At 64.2% G+C, this 18831-nt stretch carries 20 protein-coding genes and 1 tRNA gene; 12 read left to right on the top strand and 9 right to left on the bottom strand.

Features of this window, described 5'->3' with window-relative positions; translation table 11 throughout:
* Nucleotides 1–39 precede the first annotated feature (39 nt).
* On the top strand, nucleotides 40–1437 hold the full coding sequence (locus tag AUR_RS11365) for an FAD-dependent oxidoreductase (protein ID WP_062094594.1): 1398 nt from the start codon (nucleotides 40–42) through the stop codon (nucleotides 1435–1437).
* A gap of 306 nt (nucleotides 1438–1743) precedes the next feature.
* On the opposite strand, the gene AUR_RS11370 is transcribed toward AUR_RS11365, so the two are convergent.
* Nucleotides 1744–2451, bottom strand: coding sequence for a phosphatase PAP2 family protein (locus AUR_RS11370; protein ID WP_031216176.1), 708 nt, complete (start codon nucleotides 2449–2451; stop codon nucleotides 1744–1746).
* A 59-nt stretch (nucleotides 2452–2510) separates the two neighbouring features.
* Complete coding sequence (locus AUR_RS11375; RefSeq protein ID WP_021471321.1) at nucleotides 2511–3638, bottom strand: FUSC family protein; 1128 nt, start codon at nucleotides 3636–3638, stop codon at nucleotides 2511–2513.
* Between the two features lie 217 nt (nucleotides 3639–3855).
* Here AUR_RS11375 and pstS point away from each other — a divergent pair, with 217 nt between their 5' ends.
* The 4 genes from pstS to pstB all read left to right on the top strand — a co-directional run bounded on the left by pstS (nucleotide 3856) and on the right by pstB (nucleotide 7991).
* Entirely contained in the window at nucleotides 3856–4977 is a 1122-nt protein-coding gene (pstS, locus tag AUR_RS11380) for a phosphate ABC transporter substrate-binding protein PstS (RefSeq protein WP_062094596.1), read from the top strand.
* Between the two features lie 137 nt (nucleotides 4978–5114).
* The gene (gene pstC, locus AUR_RS11385; RefSeq protein WP_021471319.1) at nucleotides 5115–6047 is read left to right on the top strand and encodes a phosphate ABC transporter permease subunit PstC; all 933 of its coding nucleotides are present in this window, start codon (nucleotides 5115–5117) and stop codon (nucleotides 6045–6047) included.
* Entirely contained in the window at nucleotides 6048–7151 is a 1104-nt protein-coding gene (gene pstA / locus AUR_RS11390; protein WP_021471318.1) for a phosphate ABC transporter permease PstA, read from the top strand.
* Between the two features lie 60 nt (nucleotides 7152–7211).
* Nucleotides 7212–7991, top strand: coding sequence for a phosphate ABC transporter ATP-binding protein PstB (gene pstB / locus AUR_RS11395; protein ID WP_021471317.1), 780 nt, complete (start codon nucleotides 7212–7214; stop codon nucleotides 7989–7991).
* A 160-nt stretch (nucleotides 7992–8151) separates the two neighbouring features.
* On the opposite strand, the gene AUR_RS11400 is transcribed toward pstB, so the two are convergent.
* Complete coding sequence (locus AUR_RS11400; RefSeq protein ID WP_128397150.1) at nucleotides 8152–9174, bottom strand: inorganic phosphate transporter; 1023 nt, start codon at nucleotides 9172–9174, stop codon at nucleotides 8152–8154.
* Nucleotide 9175: 1 nt separating this feature from the next.
* Complete coding sequence (locus tag AUR_RS11405) at nucleotides 9176–9793, bottom strand: DUF47 domain-containing protein (protein ID WP_021471315.1); 618 nt, start codon at nucleotides 9791–9793, stop codon at nucleotides 9176–9178.
* 196 nt (nucleotides 9794–9989) lie between these two features.
* Here AUR_RS11405 and AUR_RS11410 point away from each other — a divergent pair, with 196 nt between their 5' ends.
* Complete coding sequence (locus tag AUR_RS11410) at nucleotides 9990–10721, top strand: hypothetical protein (protein WP_062094601.1); 732 nt, start codon at nucleotides 9990–9992, stop codon at nucleotides 10719–10721.
* A 202-nt stretch (nucleotides 10722–10923) separates the two neighbouring features.
* Here AUR_RS11410 and AUR_RS11415 read toward each other — a convergent pair whose 3' ends face one another.
* Complete coding sequence (locus AUR_RS11415; protein WP_021471313.1) at nucleotides 10924–11583, bottom strand: hypothetical protein; 660 nt, start codon at nucleotides 11581–11583, stop codon at nucleotides 10924–10926.
* Between the two features lie 238 nt (nucleotides 11584–11821).
* Between AUR_RS11415 and AUR_RS11420 the strand changes: the two genes are divergently transcribed.
* A tRNA-Lys gene (locus tag AUR_RS11420) sits at nucleotides 11822–11894 on the top strand.
* A gap of 53 nt (nucleotides 11895–11947) precedes the next feature.
* Here AUR_RS11420 and AUR_RS11425 read toward each other — a convergent pair.
* The 4 genes from AUR_RS11425 to AUR_RS11440 all read right to left on the bottom strand — a co-directional run bounded on the left by AUR_RS11425 (nucleotide 11948) and on the right by AUR_RS11440 (nucleotide 15050).
* On the bottom strand, nucleotides 11948–12316 hold the full coding sequence (locus AUR_RS11425) for a hypothetical protein (protein WP_062094611.1): 369 nt from the start codon (nucleotides 12314–12316) through the stop codon (nucleotides 11948–11950).
* Nucleotides 12317–12417: 101 nt separating this feature from the next.
* A complete protein-coding gene (locus tag AUR_RS11430; RefSeq protein WP_062098934.1) occupies nucleotides 12418–12702 on the bottom strand; it encodes a hypothetical protein in 285 nt (94 codons plus the stop codon).
* 189 nt (nucleotides 12703–12891) lie between these two features.
* A complete protein-coding gene (locus AUR_RS11435) occupies nucleotides 12892–13854 on the bottom strand; it encodes a 2-hydroxyacid dehydrogenase (protein ID WP_062094614.1) in 963 nt (320 codons plus the stop codon).
* Nucleotides 13851–15050, bottom strand: a complete 1200-nt coding sequence (locus AUR_RS11440; protein WP_062094617.1) for a pyridoxal phosphate-dependent aminotransferase — start codon at nucleotides 15048–15050, stop codon at nucleotides 13851–13853. The genes AUR_RS11435 and AUR_RS11440 overlap by 4 nt, the downstream gene beginning before the upstream one ends.
* Nucleotides 15051–15290: 240 nt before the next feature.
* Between AUR_RS11440 and AUR_RS11445 the strand changes: the two genes are divergently transcribed.
* The 5 genes from AUR_RS11445 to AUR_RS11465 are packed head-to-tail and all read left to right on the top strand — an operon-like array spanning nucleotide 15291 to nucleotide 18828.
* Nucleotides 15291–15593 (top strand): urease subunit gamma, encoded by a 303-nt coding sequence (locus AUR_RS11445; protein WP_031216174.1) that lies wholly within the window; start codon nucleotides 15291–15293, stop codon nucleotides 15591–15593.
* A 9-nt stretch (nucleotides 15594–15602) separates the two neighbouring features.
* Nucleotides 15603–15956, top strand: a complete 354-nt coding sequence (locus tag AUR_RS11450) for an urease subunit beta (protein WP_062094620.1) — start codon at nucleotides 15603–15605, stop codon at nucleotides 15954–15956.
* Nucleotides 15953–17683, top strand: coding sequence for an urease subunit alpha (gene ureC / locus AUR_RS11455; protein ID WP_062094623.1), 1731 nt, complete (start codon nucleotides 15953–15955; stop codon nucleotides 17681–17683). The genes AUR_RS11450 and ureC overlap by 4 nt, the downstream gene beginning before the upstream one ends.
* A gap of 7 nt (nucleotides 17684–17690) precedes the next feature.
* The gene (gene ureE / locus AUR_RS11460; protein ID WP_021471305.1) at nucleotides 17691–18167 is read left to right on the top strand and encodes an urease accessory protein UreE; all 477 of its coding nucleotides are present in this window, start codon (nucleotides 17691–17693) and stop codon (nucleotides 18165–18167) included.
* Nucleotides 18148–18828: an urease accessory protein UreF gene (locus tag AUR_RS11465; protein WP_062094625.1), complete on the top strand. Its 681-nt coding sequence runs from the start codon at nucleotides 18148–18150 to the stop codon at nucleotides 18826–18828. The genes ureE and AUR_RS11465 overlap by 20 nt, the downstream gene beginning before the upstream one ends.
* The last annotated feature ends 3 nt before the right edge of the window (nucleotides 18829–18831 follow it).

Consider the following 18831-nt stretch of genomic DNA (forward strand, 5'->3'; position numbering starts at 1 on the left):
AACCACCGCACCAACGGATACAGAGAACAGAGGACAGTCATGGATACAGCCACCAGCGCCCTTCCCATCGCCGTGATCGGTGCAGGCCCGGTAGGGCTCGCCGCCGCGGCGCACCTGCTCGAACAGGGCCTGGACCCGGTCATCTTCGAAGCGGGCCCCACCGCGGGCTCCGCGAACGAGCACTGGCGGCACATCCGGCTGTTCTCCCCGTGGCGGTTCAACACCGACGCCGCAGCCGTGCGGCTGCTCGAACAAACCGGTTGGGAGCACCCGCGCCCCACCGCCCTGCCCTACGGCGGCGAACTCATAGACAACTACCTCACCCCGCTGGCCGCCACGGAACCGATCGCGTCCCGCCTCCACACCAACGCACGGGTCATTGCCGTCACCCGGCAGGGCCTGGACAAAACCCACAGCAAGAACCGGGACACCACCGCATTCACCGTCCGCGTCGACCACGGCAACGGGGAGATCCGGGACCACACCTTAGCCGCGGTCATCGACGCCTCCGGAACCTGGTCCACGCGCAACCCGCTGGGCACGTCCGGCCTGCCCGCCATCGGCGAAGAACAAGCCGGTGCGCGGATCTCCTCGCCCCTGCCCGACGTGACCGGCCGGGACCGCGAAGCATTCGCCGGCCGCCGCGTGCTGGTTGTCGGTGCCGGCCACTCGGCGGCGAATACCCTGATTAACCTGGCCGACCTGGCCAAAGCGGAGCCCGCCACCCGGATCCTCTGGGCCGTCCGCGGCGCGAGCGCTGAGAAGGTTTACGGTGGCGGTGACGCCGACGGGCTCCCGGCCCGCGGCCAGCTCGGCTCCCGGCTGCGCCGCCTTGTCGAGGCAGGCACCATCGAACTGCATACCGGGTACGGGATCAGCACCATCAAAACCCTCAACACGGGTGTCACGGTCGAGGCCGTGGACGGGCGCACCCTCGAGGCCGACGTCATCGTCCCGTGCACCGGTTTCCGGCCCGATCTGGATATCCTGCGGGAACTGCGCCTGAACCTGGACCCGGCCGTTGAAGCACCCACCGAACTCGGCCCCCTCATCGACCCCGAATTCCACTCCTGCGGGACCGTCCCACCCCACGGCGCGAAGCTTCTCGCCCATCCGGAAAAGGACTTCTACATTGTCGGGATGAAGTCGTACGGCCGGGCCCCGACGTTTCTGCTTGCCACCGGCTACGAGCAAGTCCGCTCCGTCGCGGCCGCCCTTGCCGGAGACCACGAAGCCGCCGACACTGTCCATCTGGATCTGCCCGAAACGGGTGTTTGCTCCGCCGATATCGGCGCCAGCTGCGACGTCCCCGCCAACACGACCCCCGCGACCGAAGAGCAAGAGTCCCAAGGTTGCTGCTCGGCTCCGGAGCCGGCGTTCGTCGGGTTCCCGACCGGGCTGGCGCACGGGCGTTCGGGCCAAAACCAGCCCAATTAAAGTGATGAAGTGACGGCCAGCCGGCCTTGAAGCCGGCGGCGGCTGGGGGGAGAGTCTCGGTCTCAGAAGACTCTGTCGCCGCCGGCTTCGTCATGGGCCGGACCGCCCTGCGGCGGCCGGAGCACCGGTTGTGGAGACCACCGATGCGGTGTTGCGAAGTGGAATTCCGGCGATGCTTGGGGCTTGTCCGGCCTTCCAAGAAACAGTTAACCGTCCGGCGGAACCGGTTACACCAGTAGTCGGTACTCGTTATATCGGTGCCTCACAGGGGCCCACTACTTGGTCCTACTCGTCGGCCGCAAGAACCTACCCGCCCCGCCCGTTCCTCGCGGCGTCCACGAACACCGCCAAGCCCAAGACACCAAGTGCAACTCCCAGTGAAGCCACAACATCGGTGAGCCAGTGATATCCCAGGTAGAGCCGGCTGTAGGCGACCAGCAGCGTCAGGACAGCGGCGGCACCATACGCCAGGACCGCCGTCGTACGCGTCCAGGAACGGGAGCACAGCAGGTAGGCGAGGACGAACGCCAGTACCGAGGCGCCGAGGGTGTGGCCGGAGGGGAAGGACAGGGCGTCGTCGGGCCCAAGCAGGAAATCCGTGGAAGGCGGCCGGGAGCGGGTCACTTCCAGTTTGACCACGGTGGCAAGCACCACTGAGACAAGCATGGCCCCCAACAGCACGGCAGGACGCCACAGCTCCCGCTTCCATACAGCCCAGACCACGGCAATCACTCCCGCGGCGATCGACGTGACCGTTGGCGAAGTCAGTCCGGAAACCGCCGCGAGGAAGCCGTTTACCTGGGGACTGCGCGAATCCACGACCAACGTGTGGACTGTTCCGTCAAGGGTTGCCAGCCCGCTGGAGGACAGGACAGCGGCAAACATCAACCAGAAGATGGCATCTCCGGCCACGAACAGGGCGCCGGCCCAAAGGAACAGCACACGCTGGCGCGGCCGCAGGGGAGGGCCGGGCCGGAATCGCGCCGGGGAACGCATTGATGACGCAGGGAGCATCGCTCCATTATCCACAGCGGACTTGGGCCTTCGCTGGGAGCGGGCGCGCAAGGCCCAAGTCAGAGCCGCGGCAAAACCGAGCGCGCCTCTTCCGGATCCAGGCCGCTGGCTTCAAGCAGGTCCACCAGGAGCGGCCTGAACAGCATCACCACGGCCTCCCCCTCCAACCGCTGCACATCGAGCATTTTCGGGTGCACGCGCGAGGCCACCATGGTCAGCTCGGTGCGGGCACGCCGCATGTGGGCCCGTCGGGCGCCGTCGTTCTGCTCCGCCAAACCGAGGGTCAACTCATCGATTGCTGCGGCGGTCTCCTGCAGGACTTCGGCGATGTTGTCGATCGCCTCATCGGAGAGCGCCGCGTGGTTGATCGCGCTGGTCAGCCTGCGGGCAAAGACCCGGCTGTTACGCAGCGCGAGGTCGATGTACTCCAGGGAATGCTCCAGCCCGGCCAGTTCATCCCTGTGCCGTCGATGCGCGGGAGCGAGCGTTGCCACCTCCCCGGATGCCCGCAGCGTCTGCCGCATACGATCCACCAGCGCCTGGCAGTTGCGGCCGCGGATCAGCGCATGCCACGCGGCGGTGGAGTCACTGTCGATCATCGCCTTCGCGCAGTCGCGCAGGATTTCCGCGAGCTCGTCCAAGATCTTCCGGATGTCCTTCCGCGGCTCCCGGCGTGGGTCCTTCGGCATGAGGACGGTCACCAGGAGCGCGAACACTCCGCCCACCACTGCGTCCAGGCTGCGCGTGAACGGCCCGCCGGCCGGCGCCGGCAGCAGCACCACCAAGAGCGACTGCAGGCCCAGCTGGGTGGTGAAGATGGTGCCGCTGTCCAGGAACCTGGCCAGCAGGATGGAGAAAAGAAGTACGACGGCGGCCTGCCAGATTCCGGCGCCCAGCCAGTGGAGCAGGAGGTCGCCTACAACGATGCCGAGCGTGCAGCCCAAACCGACCTCGATCACGCGACGCAGGCGTGGATCGCGGGAGAACCCCAGCGCAATCAAGGATGACGTTGCGGCGAACAGGGGGCCTTGGTGGCCGAGGACGTATTCGGCAAACGCGTAAGCACCCACCGCGCACACGGTCATCTGGATGGCGGGCACCAGTGAGTTCCGGCTCCGCACCAGGCCGGTCCTCAGCCGGGTACGCACAAACCTCTTGCTTGCGGAGAGTCCCTTCGTGGCGGCCATGCCTTCCAGTCTATTTGCGGAAACCTGCCACCAACCTCAAGGTGGCACGCGCCACATAACCCAATGGTCCGCCGTCGTTCACTTTCCGTTCACATTCCGCCACAGGTCCCGTTACCTGCGCTCCATACCTTCAGTTAAGGCACAAAAGGTCCACAGATCACCCGCGCCGAAATCTCCGTTCGGCAGCATCTGAAATCCCTGGAAGGGGCACATACAAGTGAAGGCAACTCACTTCGGCCGTACCGCGGCCATCGCGGTCATCGCAGCTGGCGCACTCGCGCTCACCGCTTGTGGTTCCGACAACGCAACCGGCACCTCCGCCGGCACGCAGTCCGCCGCATCCGGTACCAAGGTCACCGGCACCCTCACGGGCATCGGCGCCTCCTCCACCGGCGCCGCCATGGACGCATGGAAGGCCGGCTTCTCTGCCGCCAACCAGGGCGCCACGGTTCAGTACTCTCCGGATGGTTCCGGTGCAGGCCGCAAGGCCATCGTCGACGGTTCGGCCCAGTTCGCCGGTTCCGACGCCTACCTGAAGGATGAGGAGCTGGAAGCCTCCAAGGCCAAGTGCGGTCCCGATGGCGCAATCAACATCCCGGTGTACATCTCCCCGATCGCTGTTGCTTTCAACGTTCCGGGCATCACTGAACTGAAGCTTGACGCCACCACCGTAGCCAAAATCTTCCGCGGCGAGATCACCAACTGGAACGATCCCGCTATTGCCGCCCTCAACGAAGGCGTCAGCCTGCCGGACCTCAAGGTCACCCCGGTCAACCGCTCTGACGACTCCGGTACCACCTCCAACTTCACCGACTACCTGGCAGCTGCTGCTCCCGAGGTTTGGACGGATAAGGCTGCAGGCGTTTGGCCCGCATCCCTGAAGGGCGAGAACGCCAAGGGCACCTCCGGCGTCGTCAAGACCGTCACCGACACCCCCGGTGCCGTGACCTACGCTGATGACTCCGCCGTCTCCGGCAAGCTGGGCACCGCATCCATCAAGGTCGGCGAGGAGTTCGTCAAGATCTCCGCTGAGGCCGCTGCCAAGGCTGTTGAAGCAGGCAAGCCCGTTGAAGGCCGCGCCACCAACGACGTTGCCATCAAGCTGGACCGCAAGACCACCGCTTCCGGCGCTTACCCGGTAGTGCTCGTCTCCTACCACGTTGTGTGCACCACGTATGAAACCAAGGACGTGGCTGACCTGGTCAAGGCCTTCGAAACCTACGTCGTCTCCGACGAGGGCCAGAAGACCGCAGCTGACGCCGCAAAGTCCGCACCGCTTTCCAAGGCGCTGCAGGACAAGGCCAAGGCCGCCATCGACACCATCAAGGCCAAAGCCTAAGGTTTCCCGGCGGGCTTGCCCGGACCGGCTGAACACTGAAGTTCCCTGTCCCGGATGCCGGTGGCCAGAAGCCACCGTTCCGGGGCAGGGAACTTAGCCATGCAAGACCAGTTCACTCCAGACTTAAGGATCGTGAAGTGACCACCAACTCCCTGACAACCTCCCAAGGCGCAGGACGCGCCGGGGACAAGGTTTTCTCCGGGGCCGCCTTGGCCGCAGGGTGCCTGATTCTCGCGGTTCTCTTCGGAGTCGCGCTGTTCCTGGTAGTCCAGGCCATCCCGGCACTGGTCGCACCTCCGGAGGACATCCAAGGCGGGCACGGCTTCTTTGCCTACATCGCCCCGATCGTGGTGGGTACGCTCATTGCCGCCGTGATCGCCCTCGTCATCGCCACGCCTGTGGCAATCGGCGTCGCACTGTTCATCTCGCACTACGCACCCCGCCGGCTTGCCGCAGGCCTGGGCTACGTGGTGGACCTCCTTGCCGCCATCCCTTCCGTTGTTTACGGTGCGTGGGGCGCGGCGTTCCTCGCCAAGGAGATCTCCCCGGCCTACGACTGGCTGGCCAACAACCTGGGCTGGGTCCCGATCTTCCAAGGCCCGGCCTCCGCTACCGGCAAGACCATCCTCACCGCAGGCATCGTCCTGTCCGTCATGGTCCTTCCCATCATCACGTCCCTGTCCCGCGAAATCTTCCTGCAGACCCCCAAGCTGCACGAGGAAGCCGCGCTGGCCCTGGGAGCGACCCGTTGGGAAATGATCCGCATGGCCGTCTTCCCGTTCGGCCGTCCGGGCATCATCAGCGCCATCATGCTGGGCCTGGGCCGCGCGCTCGGCGAGACCATGGCCGTCGCTCTGGTGCTCTCCTCCGGCGCCCTGACTGCGAGCCTGATCCAGTCCGGCAACCAGACCATCGCCGCCGAAATTGCCCTGAACTTCCCGGAAGCAAGCGGCCTCAAGGTCAACACGCTGATCGCCGCAGGCCTGGTGCTGTTCGTCATCACCCTTGGCGTGAACATGATCGCCCGTTGGATCATCACCAAGCACAAAGAATTCTCGGGAGCCAACTAAATGACCGCCACAGCAGTCCGCAAGCGCTCCGCGCTCACCAGGGGCCAACTGCCGAAGTTCGCGCCCTACGTAGTCCTGGCCGTCGCGCTGATCGTTGGCGCGGCCATCCTGGCCTTGATCGGCTTCAACGCCTTCGGCTGGGGGCTTGTCTCCGCGATCCTCTTCACCGTCGGCCTGGTGGCATGGAGCGGTGTTGTTGAAGGTGCCCGCAAAGCCAAGGACAAGCTGGCCACCTGCCTGGTGGTCGGGGCCTTCCTGGTGGCGCTCCTGCCCCTGGTTTCCGTGATTTGGACCGTCCTGGTGAACGGCATCCCCGGGCTTGTCACGCCGGGCTTCCTGAGCACGTCAATGAACGGGGTCACTGGCGCCTACGACAACAAAGCAGTCGAGGAAGGCGGCGCGGTCTTCGGCGGTATCTACCACGCACTGCTGGGCACCGTACAGATCACGCTCCTGGCCACCGTCATTTCCGTGCCCGTCGGGCTCCTCACCGCCATCTACCTGGTGGAGTACGGTGCCGACCGACCATTGGCCAAGGCGATCACCTTCTTCGTGGACGTCATGACCGGCATCCCGTCCATCGTGGCCGGCCTGTTTGCGGCTGCGTTCTTCTTCGCAGTCGTGGGCCCCGGCACCAAGACCGGTGCGGTGGCCGCCGTCGCGCTTTCAGTCCTGATGATTCCGGTGGTTGTCCGCTCCAGCGAGGAAATGCTCAAGATTGTCCCGAACGAGCTTCGCGAGGCGTCCTACGCGCTCGGTGTCCGGAAATGGCGCACCATCCTGAAGGTTGTTATTCCGACGGCGATCTCCGGTATTGCTTCGGGCGTCACCTTGGCAATCGCCCGGGTCATCGGCGAAACCGCGCCGATCCTGGTGACGGCCGGTTTCGCTACCACCATCAACAACAACGTGTTCGGCGGCTGGATGGCCTCCCTGCCCACGTTCATTTACACGCAGATCCTGAATCCGACGTCGCCGTCCAACCCCGGCCCCTCGGACCAGCGTGCGTGGGGTGCGGCCCTGGTCCTGATCATCCTGGTGATGCTCCTGAACCTCGGAGCACGCCTGATCGCCCGTCTCTTCGCTCCGAAAACAGGCCGCTGACCGGGCCCACGGCACGTCCCGCCCCAAAACTTCCAGACCCCCAAGGAACAAAGGAACACCATGTCCAAGCGCATCGACGTCAAAGACTTGAATGTCTACTACGGCAACTTCCTGGCCGTTGAGGACGTCAACATCAACATCGAAGCCAAGTCCGTCACGGCCTTCATTGGCCCGTCAGGCTGCGGCAAGTCCACCTTCCTCCGCACCTTGAACCGCATGCACGAGGTCCTTCCCGGCGCCCGTGTCGAGGGTGAGGTCCTGCTCGACGGCGATAACCTCTATGGCCCCGGCGTGGACCCCGTGACCGTGCGCACGCAGGTTGGCATGGTCTTCCAGCGCCCCAACCCGTTCCCCACCATGTCCATCCGTGACAACGTGCTGGCGGGCGTGAAGCTGAACAACAAGAAGATCTCCAAGGGCGCAGCCGACGCACTCGTGGAGAAGTCCCTGGTGGGCGCCAACCTGTGGAACGAGGTCAAGGACCGCCTGGACAAGCCCGGTTCCGGCCTTTCCGGCGGCCAGCAGCAGCGTCTGTGCATTGCCCGCGCCATTGCGGTGGAGCCGCAGGTGATCCTGATGGACGAACCGTGCTCCGCGCTGGACCCGATCTCCACCCTCGCCGTGGAGGACCTCATCAACGAGCTCAAGGACCAGTACACCGTGGTGATCGTGACCCACAACATGCAGCAGGCCGCCCGCGTTTCGGACAAGACGGCGTTCTTCAACATTGCCGGTACGGGCAAGCCGGGCAAGCTCATCGAGTTCGCGGACACCACCACCATCTTCAACAACCCGTCCCAGAAGGCCACCGAGGACTACGTGTCCGGCCGCTTCGGATAAGGGTTGTCCAGGCTCCGGTTTCCGTAGGGGACCGGCGGATCACGACGGCGGCCGTCGCCTTGGGGGTACGGCCGCCGTCGTCTTTTCCGTACCCGCCCCCGCACCCAACTAGGTCGCATTTGTGCGCGTTTTGACCGCTCTAAACGCGCACAAATGCGACCTAGTTGGGCAGGGTCGCGAGGGGGGACAGCGCCAGCTCCAGGACAAAGGCGACGGCGGCGGTCACCAAGGGCGTGAGCACCCAGAACATGAGAATCCTCCGGACCAGCCGGCGGTTGGTCACATGGAACCGTTGATTGGTGCCCGCGCCCAGCGCCGACGCCGTCAACGTGTGGGTGGTGGAGAGCGGGAACTGCAGGCCGATCGCGCCCACGAACAGCATCACCGACGTCAGTGTCTGGGCAACGAAGCCGCGTAACGGATCGATCCGGATCATTCTGTACCCGAGGTTGTGCGAAATACGCCAGCCCCCAAAAAGCGTGCCCCCGGTCAACATGACGGCGGTGAGCAGGAGGATCCAGAAAGGTACGCTTCCCCCGGATTCCAGTCCGGCCGCCACCAGCGCCAGGAGGAGCACCGCCGTCGTGCGTTGGCCGTCCTGCAGGCCGTGACCGAACGCAACCGCCGCCGAGGACACTGCCTGGGCCAGGCGGAAGCGCCGGTTGATGACGTCCGGCTGGGCATACCGCGCAGCCCACGTGACGGGCCAGACCAGCAGGTACGCGGCGACGAAAGCCACCACCGGGGAGACCACCAAAGGCAGGACCACCTGGGTCAGCAGGACCGAATCCACGCCGTCCACAAAGTTTCCGCCCACCAGGACGCTTGCACCGCCTGCCCCGATCAGTCCGCCCATGAGGGAGTTGGTGGAGGAAAGCGGTATGCCCCGCCACCACGAGTACACGCCCCACAGGATCGCAGCAGACAGCGCGGAGGCAAGCATGGTCAGCCCGCCCGTTCCGGACGGCAGCGTGATCCAGGATTGCGTGAAGGCGAGCACGAAGCCGCCGCTCAGCATCGCACCAACAAAGTTGAAGATGACCGCCAGCAGTACGGCAACAGAGGGCGTCAGGGCGCGGGTCCGCGTGGACAGTGCGACGGCGTTGGAGACATCGCGGAAACCGTTGAGGAACGCGAATCCCGCGGCCAACCCCACCACCAGGACCAGGACGGCAGTGGTCACGTCAGGATTCCTTGACGATGATGCTGCCTACCTGGGTGGCGATCCGGCGCATGTCCTTGGTGACTTCCACCAACTGGTTGGCGATGTCCCTGTTCCGGGCGTACTGTGCGGACTTCATGTCCTGCAGCATCTCCGCCACCCATATGCGGTGCGTCCGCTCCGCGCGTTTGGCGAGCCGCAGTATCTCGATCCAGTAGTCCTCGAGCTCGTCGAGGTCCTCGAGCTTGCGCATGGCATCGACGGTGAGCTCGGCTTGGCGGCTGATGATCTCCAGCTGGTCCGCCGCGCGCTTTGGCAAGCGGTCCAGTTTGTAGAGGGCCACCAGTTCGCCTGCCGCATCCAGCTTTTCCATGGCCTCGTTCAGGAACCGGGACAGGGTGTACATGTCTTCGCGGGGGAGCGGATTGACGAAGCTCGTGCGCATGTGTGTCAGGAGGGCAAAGTGCAGGTCCAGGGACTTCGACTCGTGCTCGTGCAGTTCCTCGCTGAGCCGTTCATGTTCGCTCGCCGGAGCGCCGAGGATTTCGGACAGCGTCCCGGTGGCAGCCACGATCACGCCGGCCATTTGCGAGAGCAGGGCAAGTCCGGCGGGCTCTTGGGGAAAAAGACGCAGCTTCATGACGCTTCCGGTTCGGGGCGGATGGGGAGTGGGCTGCTCGACGTGATGCTGCCCTTTCCGTCACAACTTTACCGGCAGCGGCAGGCCGGTCGACGGCAGGACGAGGCGAACGTGGGAAGTTCTCCCCATGGAAGGCCCACTTACTTTTATGAAAGGCTGAGGGCGCCATTCAATAAATCAACTCAATGGGGGAATTGTGCGTATCAACAATGTAGTGAAGTTCACCGGTGTTGCGCTCGCCGGCCTGCTCGCGCTGACTGCCTGCGGTTCCAAGGAAAGCACGACGGCGGCCGGTTCCGAGTCGTCGCCGTCCTCCTCTGCGTCGGCTTCTTCATCAGCCTCGCCGTCGTCGTCCTCCTCGGCATCCGAATCCGGGAACGCCGGCACCTCCTCCGGCGCATACAAAGCTGCCTCCTGGGCCCTGCCCATCACTGATGCCGGCCAGAAGCTGGGCAGCATCAAGGGCGAGAGCTTCAACGTGGACATCTTCCAGGTGGCTACCGACGTTGCCAGCAAGGACAGCATGTTCGTGGACAAGGAAACCAAGGAGAACCTGCTCAAGAAGGGCGATCCCGTGGTGTACCTGAACTACGTGGTGACCAACACTTCGTCCGCTGAGATTCCGCTGAGCCACTCCTTGGTCTCGCCGAGCGCAAAGTACACGGACTGGAAGTACCTTGGCGGCATGCCCTCCGACTCCAGCAGCGACCAGTTCGAAAAGCACGGGCTCACCAGCCGCGGAACCAAGCTCAAGGAAGAGGCTCCCTTCAAGCTGGGCCCGGGTGAGTCCTTCAACATCGCCGAAAACTTCGCCTACACCGCAGGCAAGGAAGCTGAAGTGAAGGCAACGCTGACGCCGCAGGGTGCCGACGGCAAGCTCGACCACGACAAGAAGGAACAGGCCGAAACGACCATCACCCTGAAGTAGGGCATAAAAATGGTGCCGAACCGGATACGCCTCTCGGCGGTAGGCCGCTCGAAGCGGCTATAAGTTGAAGCCCGGGGGTTTCGCGGTTCGACACCAGTTTCAGTGTTCTACGTCGTGGAAGCTAAGTCAACATTGACAGTTAAGGCCGGAAGTGGGTAACTTCCGGCCTTTCTGTTGCCTGCGTTTGGGTGGGTCCGGAGGGTTAGTCCAACTCGCCCAGGCGCCACGCGTTCGCGGCATGCTCAAGGTCTTCGGCAGTTTTCACCAGCTGGTGCGAGTTCCGCGTGAGCTTGCTGGCGTGGCCCTCGTTGGCGTGTTCGGCGCCGTCGGCGAGTGTCGCCTGGCCGAGTGCCACAACCCGGCAGAAGGCCGCCGAACGTTCCAGCGCGACGTCGAAATCGCCGTCGAAAGCTCCTGAGAGGATGGCGTCCGCCATGGTCTTCATCTCGTCGGCGCCCGGTGGCTCAGCGGCTCCTGCCACCACATTGGAGACCTGGGCGGTGTCGCGGCCTGCGCGGAAGTAGACGGAGATCCGCTCCGGGTTCTGGATGGTGGCTGCGCGGAGTGCGTAGAGCCGCCACAGTGCACCGGGCAGGGAGCGGGCAGGGCTCTCGGCCCACATCTCGGCGATGGCGTCCAGGCCTTGTTCGTCAGCGAGCTTCACCAGGCGACGGGTGACCGTGGGATCATCGCTGTCCCTGCCGCGGCGGACCAGTGCTTGGGCCGCCAGGTGGGCAGCCTCGGAGACCCTGGCCGGGTCCGCGCCGCCCGCAAACGGCTCAAAGTCGATGGGGGCGAAGGGCTTCGGCTTGTGGTGCCGGTTCGCTCCGCCGTACGCACGTGATCCTGGCTGTTCGCTCATGTGTTCACCGTACTCCTGTGCCCTGACGGGGTCGAGTAACGGTTCTCCCGGCCGGAACGCCTTCAGACGGTGTGCCGTCACGACCCACTTTGCCGCAGTCGGCCGGCCGACACGCCGCTGTGGCTGCGCTCCGCCGTCGTTAGCTGCCCAAAGGGGGTCGTAGCCGCACGCGGGTTCCTGCGTTCTACTGCCCCGCAAACAGTGAGGTACAGTATTCATGGCTGTTTCTACAGCTGGAGGGCCTTTAGCTCAGTTGGTAGAGCATCGGACTTTTAATCCGTGGGTCGTGGGTTCGAGCCCCACAGGGCCCACCCTCGCAGAAACCCCCGGAACCACACGGTTCCGGGGGTTTCTTTGTGGCCCATCAGGCGATGGCTTGGGTGCCGTCCTGGAAGATCGGATACAGCGAAAGCGGCGTAACCGTTGCGACGGCGGCAGGTTCCGCAGCCGGCGCAGGTGCGGGAGGCAGCCCCTCGCGGATGATGTCCAGCGATTCCACGTCCAGGAGCCGCCGGTTGCCGCCGTCGTCCTGGAGCCAGAACAACCCGGTTCCGGAAATCGTCTTGACCACGGTTCCGCGGTGGTAGAGCCGGCCGTTGTGCCAGGCCTCGATGTGTTCGCCCTCGGTCAGCGGATGCGGTTCCTCATCGCTGCCCGGCAGCGTGCCGAAGGCCTGGGCCAAACTGGCTTGAGTCTTCAATGCTTGGAACAGGTCTGTATGTGCGATGCCCATGGTCGCTCCCCTCAGCTGGCTTCTTTGGCTATGGAGCCAGCCTCCCGCATCCATGTTGCAGACTCATTGCGGGGTGATGTTCTGCGTGTGAAGATGCGGGGTCAGGGGAGAACCGGAGTCGTAGCCGGCGGGTCAAAATCGATGGCAAAGGGAGCGCGAAGCGCGAAGGGGCCATCCGATAGTTCGTTGGCGGCCGCCGCAAGGACGTCCCGCTGGAAGGTCGGCACGGACAACAAGCCCTTCACGTAGGCTTCGACTTCCACTACCCCCAGCATCCCGCCGATGCTTACGTAGTGGAGCCATAACGACTCAGTACTGATGTGTCCTGCTGTCAGTACTTCCTGGAGCCCCCGACTCTGCTCTGGTTCGTTGCGGTCGAAGCCCATGTCCTGTGGCCTTTGCTTAGCCGGCTGCCCGAGGATCGCTAGACTCCCGAGCATTTCTACCAGACTATCCCTTGTGCCCTCCAAGACCTATAGTTACCGGCCGCAAGACCTATAGTTACCGCTGCGGATACGCCAACGACGGCGGACGCGTGACCGTGGGGCGCGCGTCCGCCGTCGTGGGTGGCGGAGTTAGCCGTTGATGGGTGTTGGTGGTTGTTCGCCGCCCAGGACAGCGAGGGTGTTGCTTGCGGCGAGGACCGCCATGGCGGTGCGGGTTTCGACGGTTGCGGAGCCAAGGTGCGGGACGAGGGCTACGTTTTCCAACTCGAGGAGCCAGGGGTGGACCTTGGGTTCTTGTTCGAAGACGTCCAGTCCGGCGCCGGCGATCTGGTTTTCGCGCAGCGCCAGGGCGAGGGCGGCTTCGTCGATGATGGGTCCGCGGGCGGTGTTGACCAGGTAGGCGGTGTCCTTCATGGCAGCGAGTTGTTCGGCACCGATCAGGTGGTGGGTGTTCGGCCCGTAGGGGCAGTGGAGGGAAACGACGTCGGAGATCGCCAGGAGCTCGTCGAGTCCCACACGGCGGGCGCCGAGTTCAACGGCGATCGCGGGGTCGATTTGGCTGCGGGATTGGTAGACGATGTCCATGCCGAAGGCCTTGGCGCGGCGCGCGGTGGCGATACCGATGCCGCCCATGCCGACGATGCCGAGGGTTTTGCCTTGCAGGCTGGAGCCGAGGAGGAAGAACATGCCCCATTTCCAGGGCTGTCCGGCGCGGATGAGCCGTTCGCCCTCGCCGAGCCTGCGGGTGGCCATGAGGATGAGCCCGAACGCGATGTCCGCGGTGGCTTCGGTGAGCACGCCGGGGGTGTTCGTGGCGATGATGCCGCGTTCTGTGCAGGCCGGGACGTCGATGTTGTCGTAGCCCACGGCGACGTTGGAGACGACCTTCAGTTGGGGCCCGGCGGCGTCGAGCAGTTCAGCATCGACGCGTTCGGTGAGGAGGCTGACGATCGCGTCGGCTCCGGCCACGCGGCGGAGGAGTTCCTCGCGGCTGATGGACCCTTCGCTTTCCCAGGCGATGACGTCGTGCTTGGCGCGGAGGTTCTCGAGGGCGGTTTCGGGGATGCGTCCCGTGACGACGACGCGGCTCATGCGTTCTCGATCCATTCAAGCAGCCGGCCCAGGCCTTCTTCGATGGCGGGGGTTTCGATGCCGGAGTAGGCCAGGCGGATGTATTGGCGGTCTTCGCCGGGCAGGCGCCGGCCGAAGTGTTCACGGGTGCAGAAGGACACGCCGGTTTTGTAGAGGGCGTCGGAGGCGAAGTCGCCGACGGCGGTGTACCCGAGTTTCTGCATGGCCTCGGTGACGTCCGGGAACAGGTAGAACGTGGATTGCGGAACAGCCACGCTCATGCCGGGGATACTGTTGACGATCCCGCAGGCAGCATCGCGGCGGCCCTTGAGGATGTCCAGCATGTCCTGGACGGGTTCCTGGGGTCCGCGGAGCGCTTCGATGCCGGCCCACTGCACGTAGTGGGTGGTGCAGGATTCATCGTTGGTGTTCAGGGTGGACAGAACCTGCGCGATGTCGCGCGGGGCCACGGCACAGCCCAGGCGTGAACCGGTCATGGCGAACTTCTTGGAGAACGTGTAGAGGATCACGGTCCGTTCGGCCATGCCCGGGATGGAGGTGACGGAGGAGGAGACGCCTTCGTACCGGGTTTCGAAGTAGGCCTCGTCGGAGAGGACCCACAGGTCGTGCTCGATCGCGATCTGTGCGATTGCTTCGCGTTCGGCCGCAGTGGACTCGGCCGAGATGGGGTTCTGCAGATCGTTGTAGATGATCGCGGTGGTGTTCGGGGTGATCGAGGCCCGGACCTGGTCCAGGTCGATCGCGAAACCCTTGGACGTGGGCACGTAGCGGTAAGGCACGGCGGTGCCGCCAAGGTATTCGATCTGGGATTCGTAGATCGGGAAACCGGGGTTGGGGTAGAGGACTTCCTCGCCCGGGTTCATCACGGCCTGGAGGAACTTGGTGATCACGGGCTTGCCGCCGGTCATGACCACCACGTTCTCGGGAGAAAATTCGATGCCGCGGCGGGATCCGATGTCTTCGGCCAACGCTTCGCGCAGCTGGGGGATGCCGGGGCCGGGGCAGTAGCCGGTGTATCCATCGGCAATGGCCTTGTTCATCGCCTCAATAATGTGCGGGGCGGTGGGGATGTTGATGTCGCCAAGGTGGAAGGGGTAAACGAGGTTGCCCTTCGCCTTCCAAGCGGCGGCTGCCTGCGCAACGCTGAAAGCAGTTTCAGTGCCCAGGCGCTCAAGCCGGCGTGCGAGTTTCTGCATGTGCTGGTAACTCCTCATCGAGCTGATCAAAGCGGTAGCTTGAAGTACGCAACTAATATATTAGAGATGTATTAGCCTGTCTACGGTTTTCGGGAACCAACGCCGTTGTCCGGGACCTGGGTCCCCGACGCCGCTGAGCATCCGACCCCCGCCTGAGACATTCCGGAAATACAGCTGAAACCTCCGCTCCCTAGGCTGGCAATCAACCCGTCCGGATGATGCCGAAGCCAGAGGAAACCCATGCATCTTTTACCGCGTGAGCAGGAAAAGTTCATGATCGTGGTCGCCGCCGATCTCGCCCGGCGCAGGCAGGCCCGGGGGCTGAAGCTGAATTATCCGGAGGCAATCGCCATCATCAGCTACGAACTCGTCGAGGGCGCACGCGATGGCAGGACCGTGGCAGAACTCATGAGCTACGGAACCACCCTGCTCGGCCGCGAAGACGTGATGGAAGGCGTGCCGGAGATGATCCACGACGTCCAGGTGGAGGCCACGTTCCCCGACGGAACCAAGCTCGTCACCGTCCACAACCCCATCCGTTAGGAGGCTGCCATGATTCCCGGAGAGTACCGGCTTCAGGAGGGTGTGGTCGTGTGCAACAGCGGACGCGAGTCGATCGCCGTCGACGTCGTGAACCGCGGCGACCGCCCGGTCCAGGTTGGCTCGCACTATCACTTCGCCGAAGCCAACAGCGCCCTTGAGTTCGATCGCGAGGCCGCCTACGGCCGTCGCCTCGACATCCCGGCGGGCACCGCCGCGCGGTTCGAGCCGGGGGACCGGAAGACGGTCCGGTTGATCCTCCTTGCAGGCACGCGGCAGGTCTTCGGACTCAGCAACGCCGTGAATGGAAGGCTCGACGGCGGCACTCCGGCACCGGCCGACGTCACCGGGGAGGCTGCCCAGTGAGCTTCGAGATTCCTCGCCGGCAATACGCAGAGTTATACGGCCCCACCACCGGCGACGCGATCCGCTTGGCCGACACGGAGCTGTTCCTGGAAATCGAGAAAGACTTCACGGCCTACGGCGAAGAAGTGGTCTTCGGCGGCGGCAAGGTGATCCGCGACGGCATGGGCCAAAACGGGCAGCTGACCCGCTCGGAAGACATCCCGGACACCGTCATCACCAACGTGGTCGTTGTGGACTACAGCGGCATCTACAAAGCTGATGTGGCCCTTAAAGACGGCCACATCTTCAGAATCGGCAAGGCCGGTAATCCGCAGATTACCGGCGGCGTGGACATTGTTATTGGATCAAGCACGGAGATCATCGCCGGGGAACGGAAGATCCTCACTGCAGGAGGCATCGATACCCACATCCACTTCATCTCTCCGGAACAGGTGCCCGCAGCACTCTGCAACGGCATCACTACTATGGTGGGCGGTGGAACCGGCCCGGCCGAGGGCACCAAGGCGACTACCGTTACGCCCGGGGCATGGCACATCTCACGCATGCTCCAAGCGGCTGAAGGCCTCCCCGTCAACATCGGCTTGTTCGGCAAGGGCCACGCATCCGCCGTCGAGCCCCTCGCGGAGCAGATCCGCGCCGGTGCCGTCGGACTGAAAGTCCATGAAGACTGGGGCTCAACCACCTCCTCGATTGACATGTCCCTGCGCGTCGCCGACGAATTCGACGTCCAGGTTGCCATTCACACCGACACGCTCAATGAGTGCGGCTTTGTGGAGGACACCATCCGGGCGATCAATGGCCGGGTCATCCACACCTTCCATACCGAAGGCGCCGGCGGCGGGCATGCGCCGGACATCATCAAGATCGCCGGGATGCCGAACGTGCTTCCAGCCTCCACCAACCCGACTCTTCCGTACACGCGGAACACGGTGGAAGAGCACCTGGACATGCTGATGGTGTGCCATCACCTCAACCCTGACATTCCGGAAGATGTGGCGTTCGCGGACTCCCGCATCCGTGCTGAAACCATCGCCGCAGAGGATGTCCTGCACGATCTTGGCATCTTCTCCATCACCTCGTCCGATTCCCAGGCCATGGGACGCGTCGGCGAAGTGGTGACCCGTACGTGGCAAGTAGCCGATGCCATGAAGAGGCAGCGTGGTGTGCTGCGGGACCCGTCCGGCGCCGCCCACGGATCCCCGGACAACGATAACTTCCGGATCAAAAGGTACGTTGCCAAATACACCATCAACCCTGCCATCGCACAGGGCATGGCGGACGTGGTCGGCTCGGTGGAAGCCGGTAAGTTTGCCGACCTGGTGCTGTGGGATCCGGCTTTCTTCGGGGTAAAGCCCGAACTGGTGATCAAGGGAGGCCAGATTGCCTATGCGCTCATGGGCGACTCCAATGCTTCCATCCCCACGCCCCAGCCGCGCACCATGCGGCCCATGTTCGCGGCCTATGGAAAAGCACTTCGGCAGACGTCCATCACGTTCCTGTCCAAAGCCGCGATCCAAGCCGGTGTTCCGGAAGAACTGGGACTCGAGCGGATCATCAAACCCGTATCCGGTATCCGCACGCTGAGCAAAGCGGACCTGAAATTCAACGGCGAAACTCCGGACATCGCCGTCGACCCCGAAACCTATACCGTCACCGTTGACGGCCAGGAAATCACCTCCGAACCCTCCGACGTGCTGCCCATGGCCCAGCGGTACTTCCTCTTCTAGGACTCACATGATCATTGAAGAAATCCTTGGCAACCTCCACGAGCTGCCCCGGGACGCTTACGCGGGCCGCCACCAAGAGCGGGTGGTCCTTCCCGGTTCGTTGCTGGTGAAACGCATCCAACGCGTCACCACCGACCACGGCAAGGAGCTGGGAATCCGGCTCCCCTCCGGCTCCGGCCACCTTCGCGACGGCGACATCCTCGCTGCAGACGAGGCCAACCTGATTGTCGTCTCCGTGCTTCCCACCGACGTCCTGGTGATCGCCCCCGGGACCATCCATGAAATGGGCGTCGTGGCGCACTCCCTCGGCAACAGGCACCTGCAGGCACAGTTCTTCGATGCCGCCTCCGAATATCAAGCCGACGTCATGGTGTGCCAGTATGACCACACGGTGGAGGACTACCTCAAGCATGTGGGCGTGCCATATCAGAGGCAGGAACGGGTGATGCCGGTGCCATTCCGCCATGCCGAACACACGCACTGACTACCAGCTGGCCCTCCAGCAACTCACGGATTCCGCCTTGCCTACAGGGGCATTCGCTCATTCTTTGGGCTTTGAGGGGTACATCGAACGCGGGGTAATGCGCGATCACCATACCTTCAGCATGTGGCTCCATGCCTTCCTGGCCCAGCAGCTCACCTACTCCGACGGGCTCGCCATTCGGTTCCTGTACGAGGGCGCCGGCCTTGAGGACTTGGACGGCAGGCTCTCCGCCTGCCTCCTGGCCCGGGAAGTCCGGGAGGCCTCGCTGAAGATGGGTGGCCGGCTATTGGATATCGGGGCGGAGGTGTTTCCGTCCGCCGAACTTTCCGGGTACCGCAACCAGGTGCGGGAGGGCACAGCGGCGGGGCATCAACCCCTGGCATTCGCCGTCGTCGCGCGTTCACTGGGGGTTCCCCTTCCGGAAGCGCTCGCCGCCTACTTCTTCGCCGCCATCACCTCCCTGACGCAAAACGCCGTCCGTGCGGTTCCGCTCGGCCAGAACGCCGGGCAGCGCGTCCTCCGAAACGCGCACGACGCCGTTGCTGCCGCCGTCCAGGATGTAGCACGGCTGTGCTGGGACGACTTTGGGGCGGTTGCCCCGGGCCTGGAAATTTCACAAATGCGGCACGAGCGGCAGCGTGCCCGCATGTTCATGAGCTAAACC

This window comes from Paenarthrobacter ureafaciens (assembly GCF_004028095.1).
GTDB lineage: Bacteria > Actinomycetota > Actinomycetes > Actinomycetales > Micrococcaceae > Arthrobacter > Arthrobacter ureafaciens.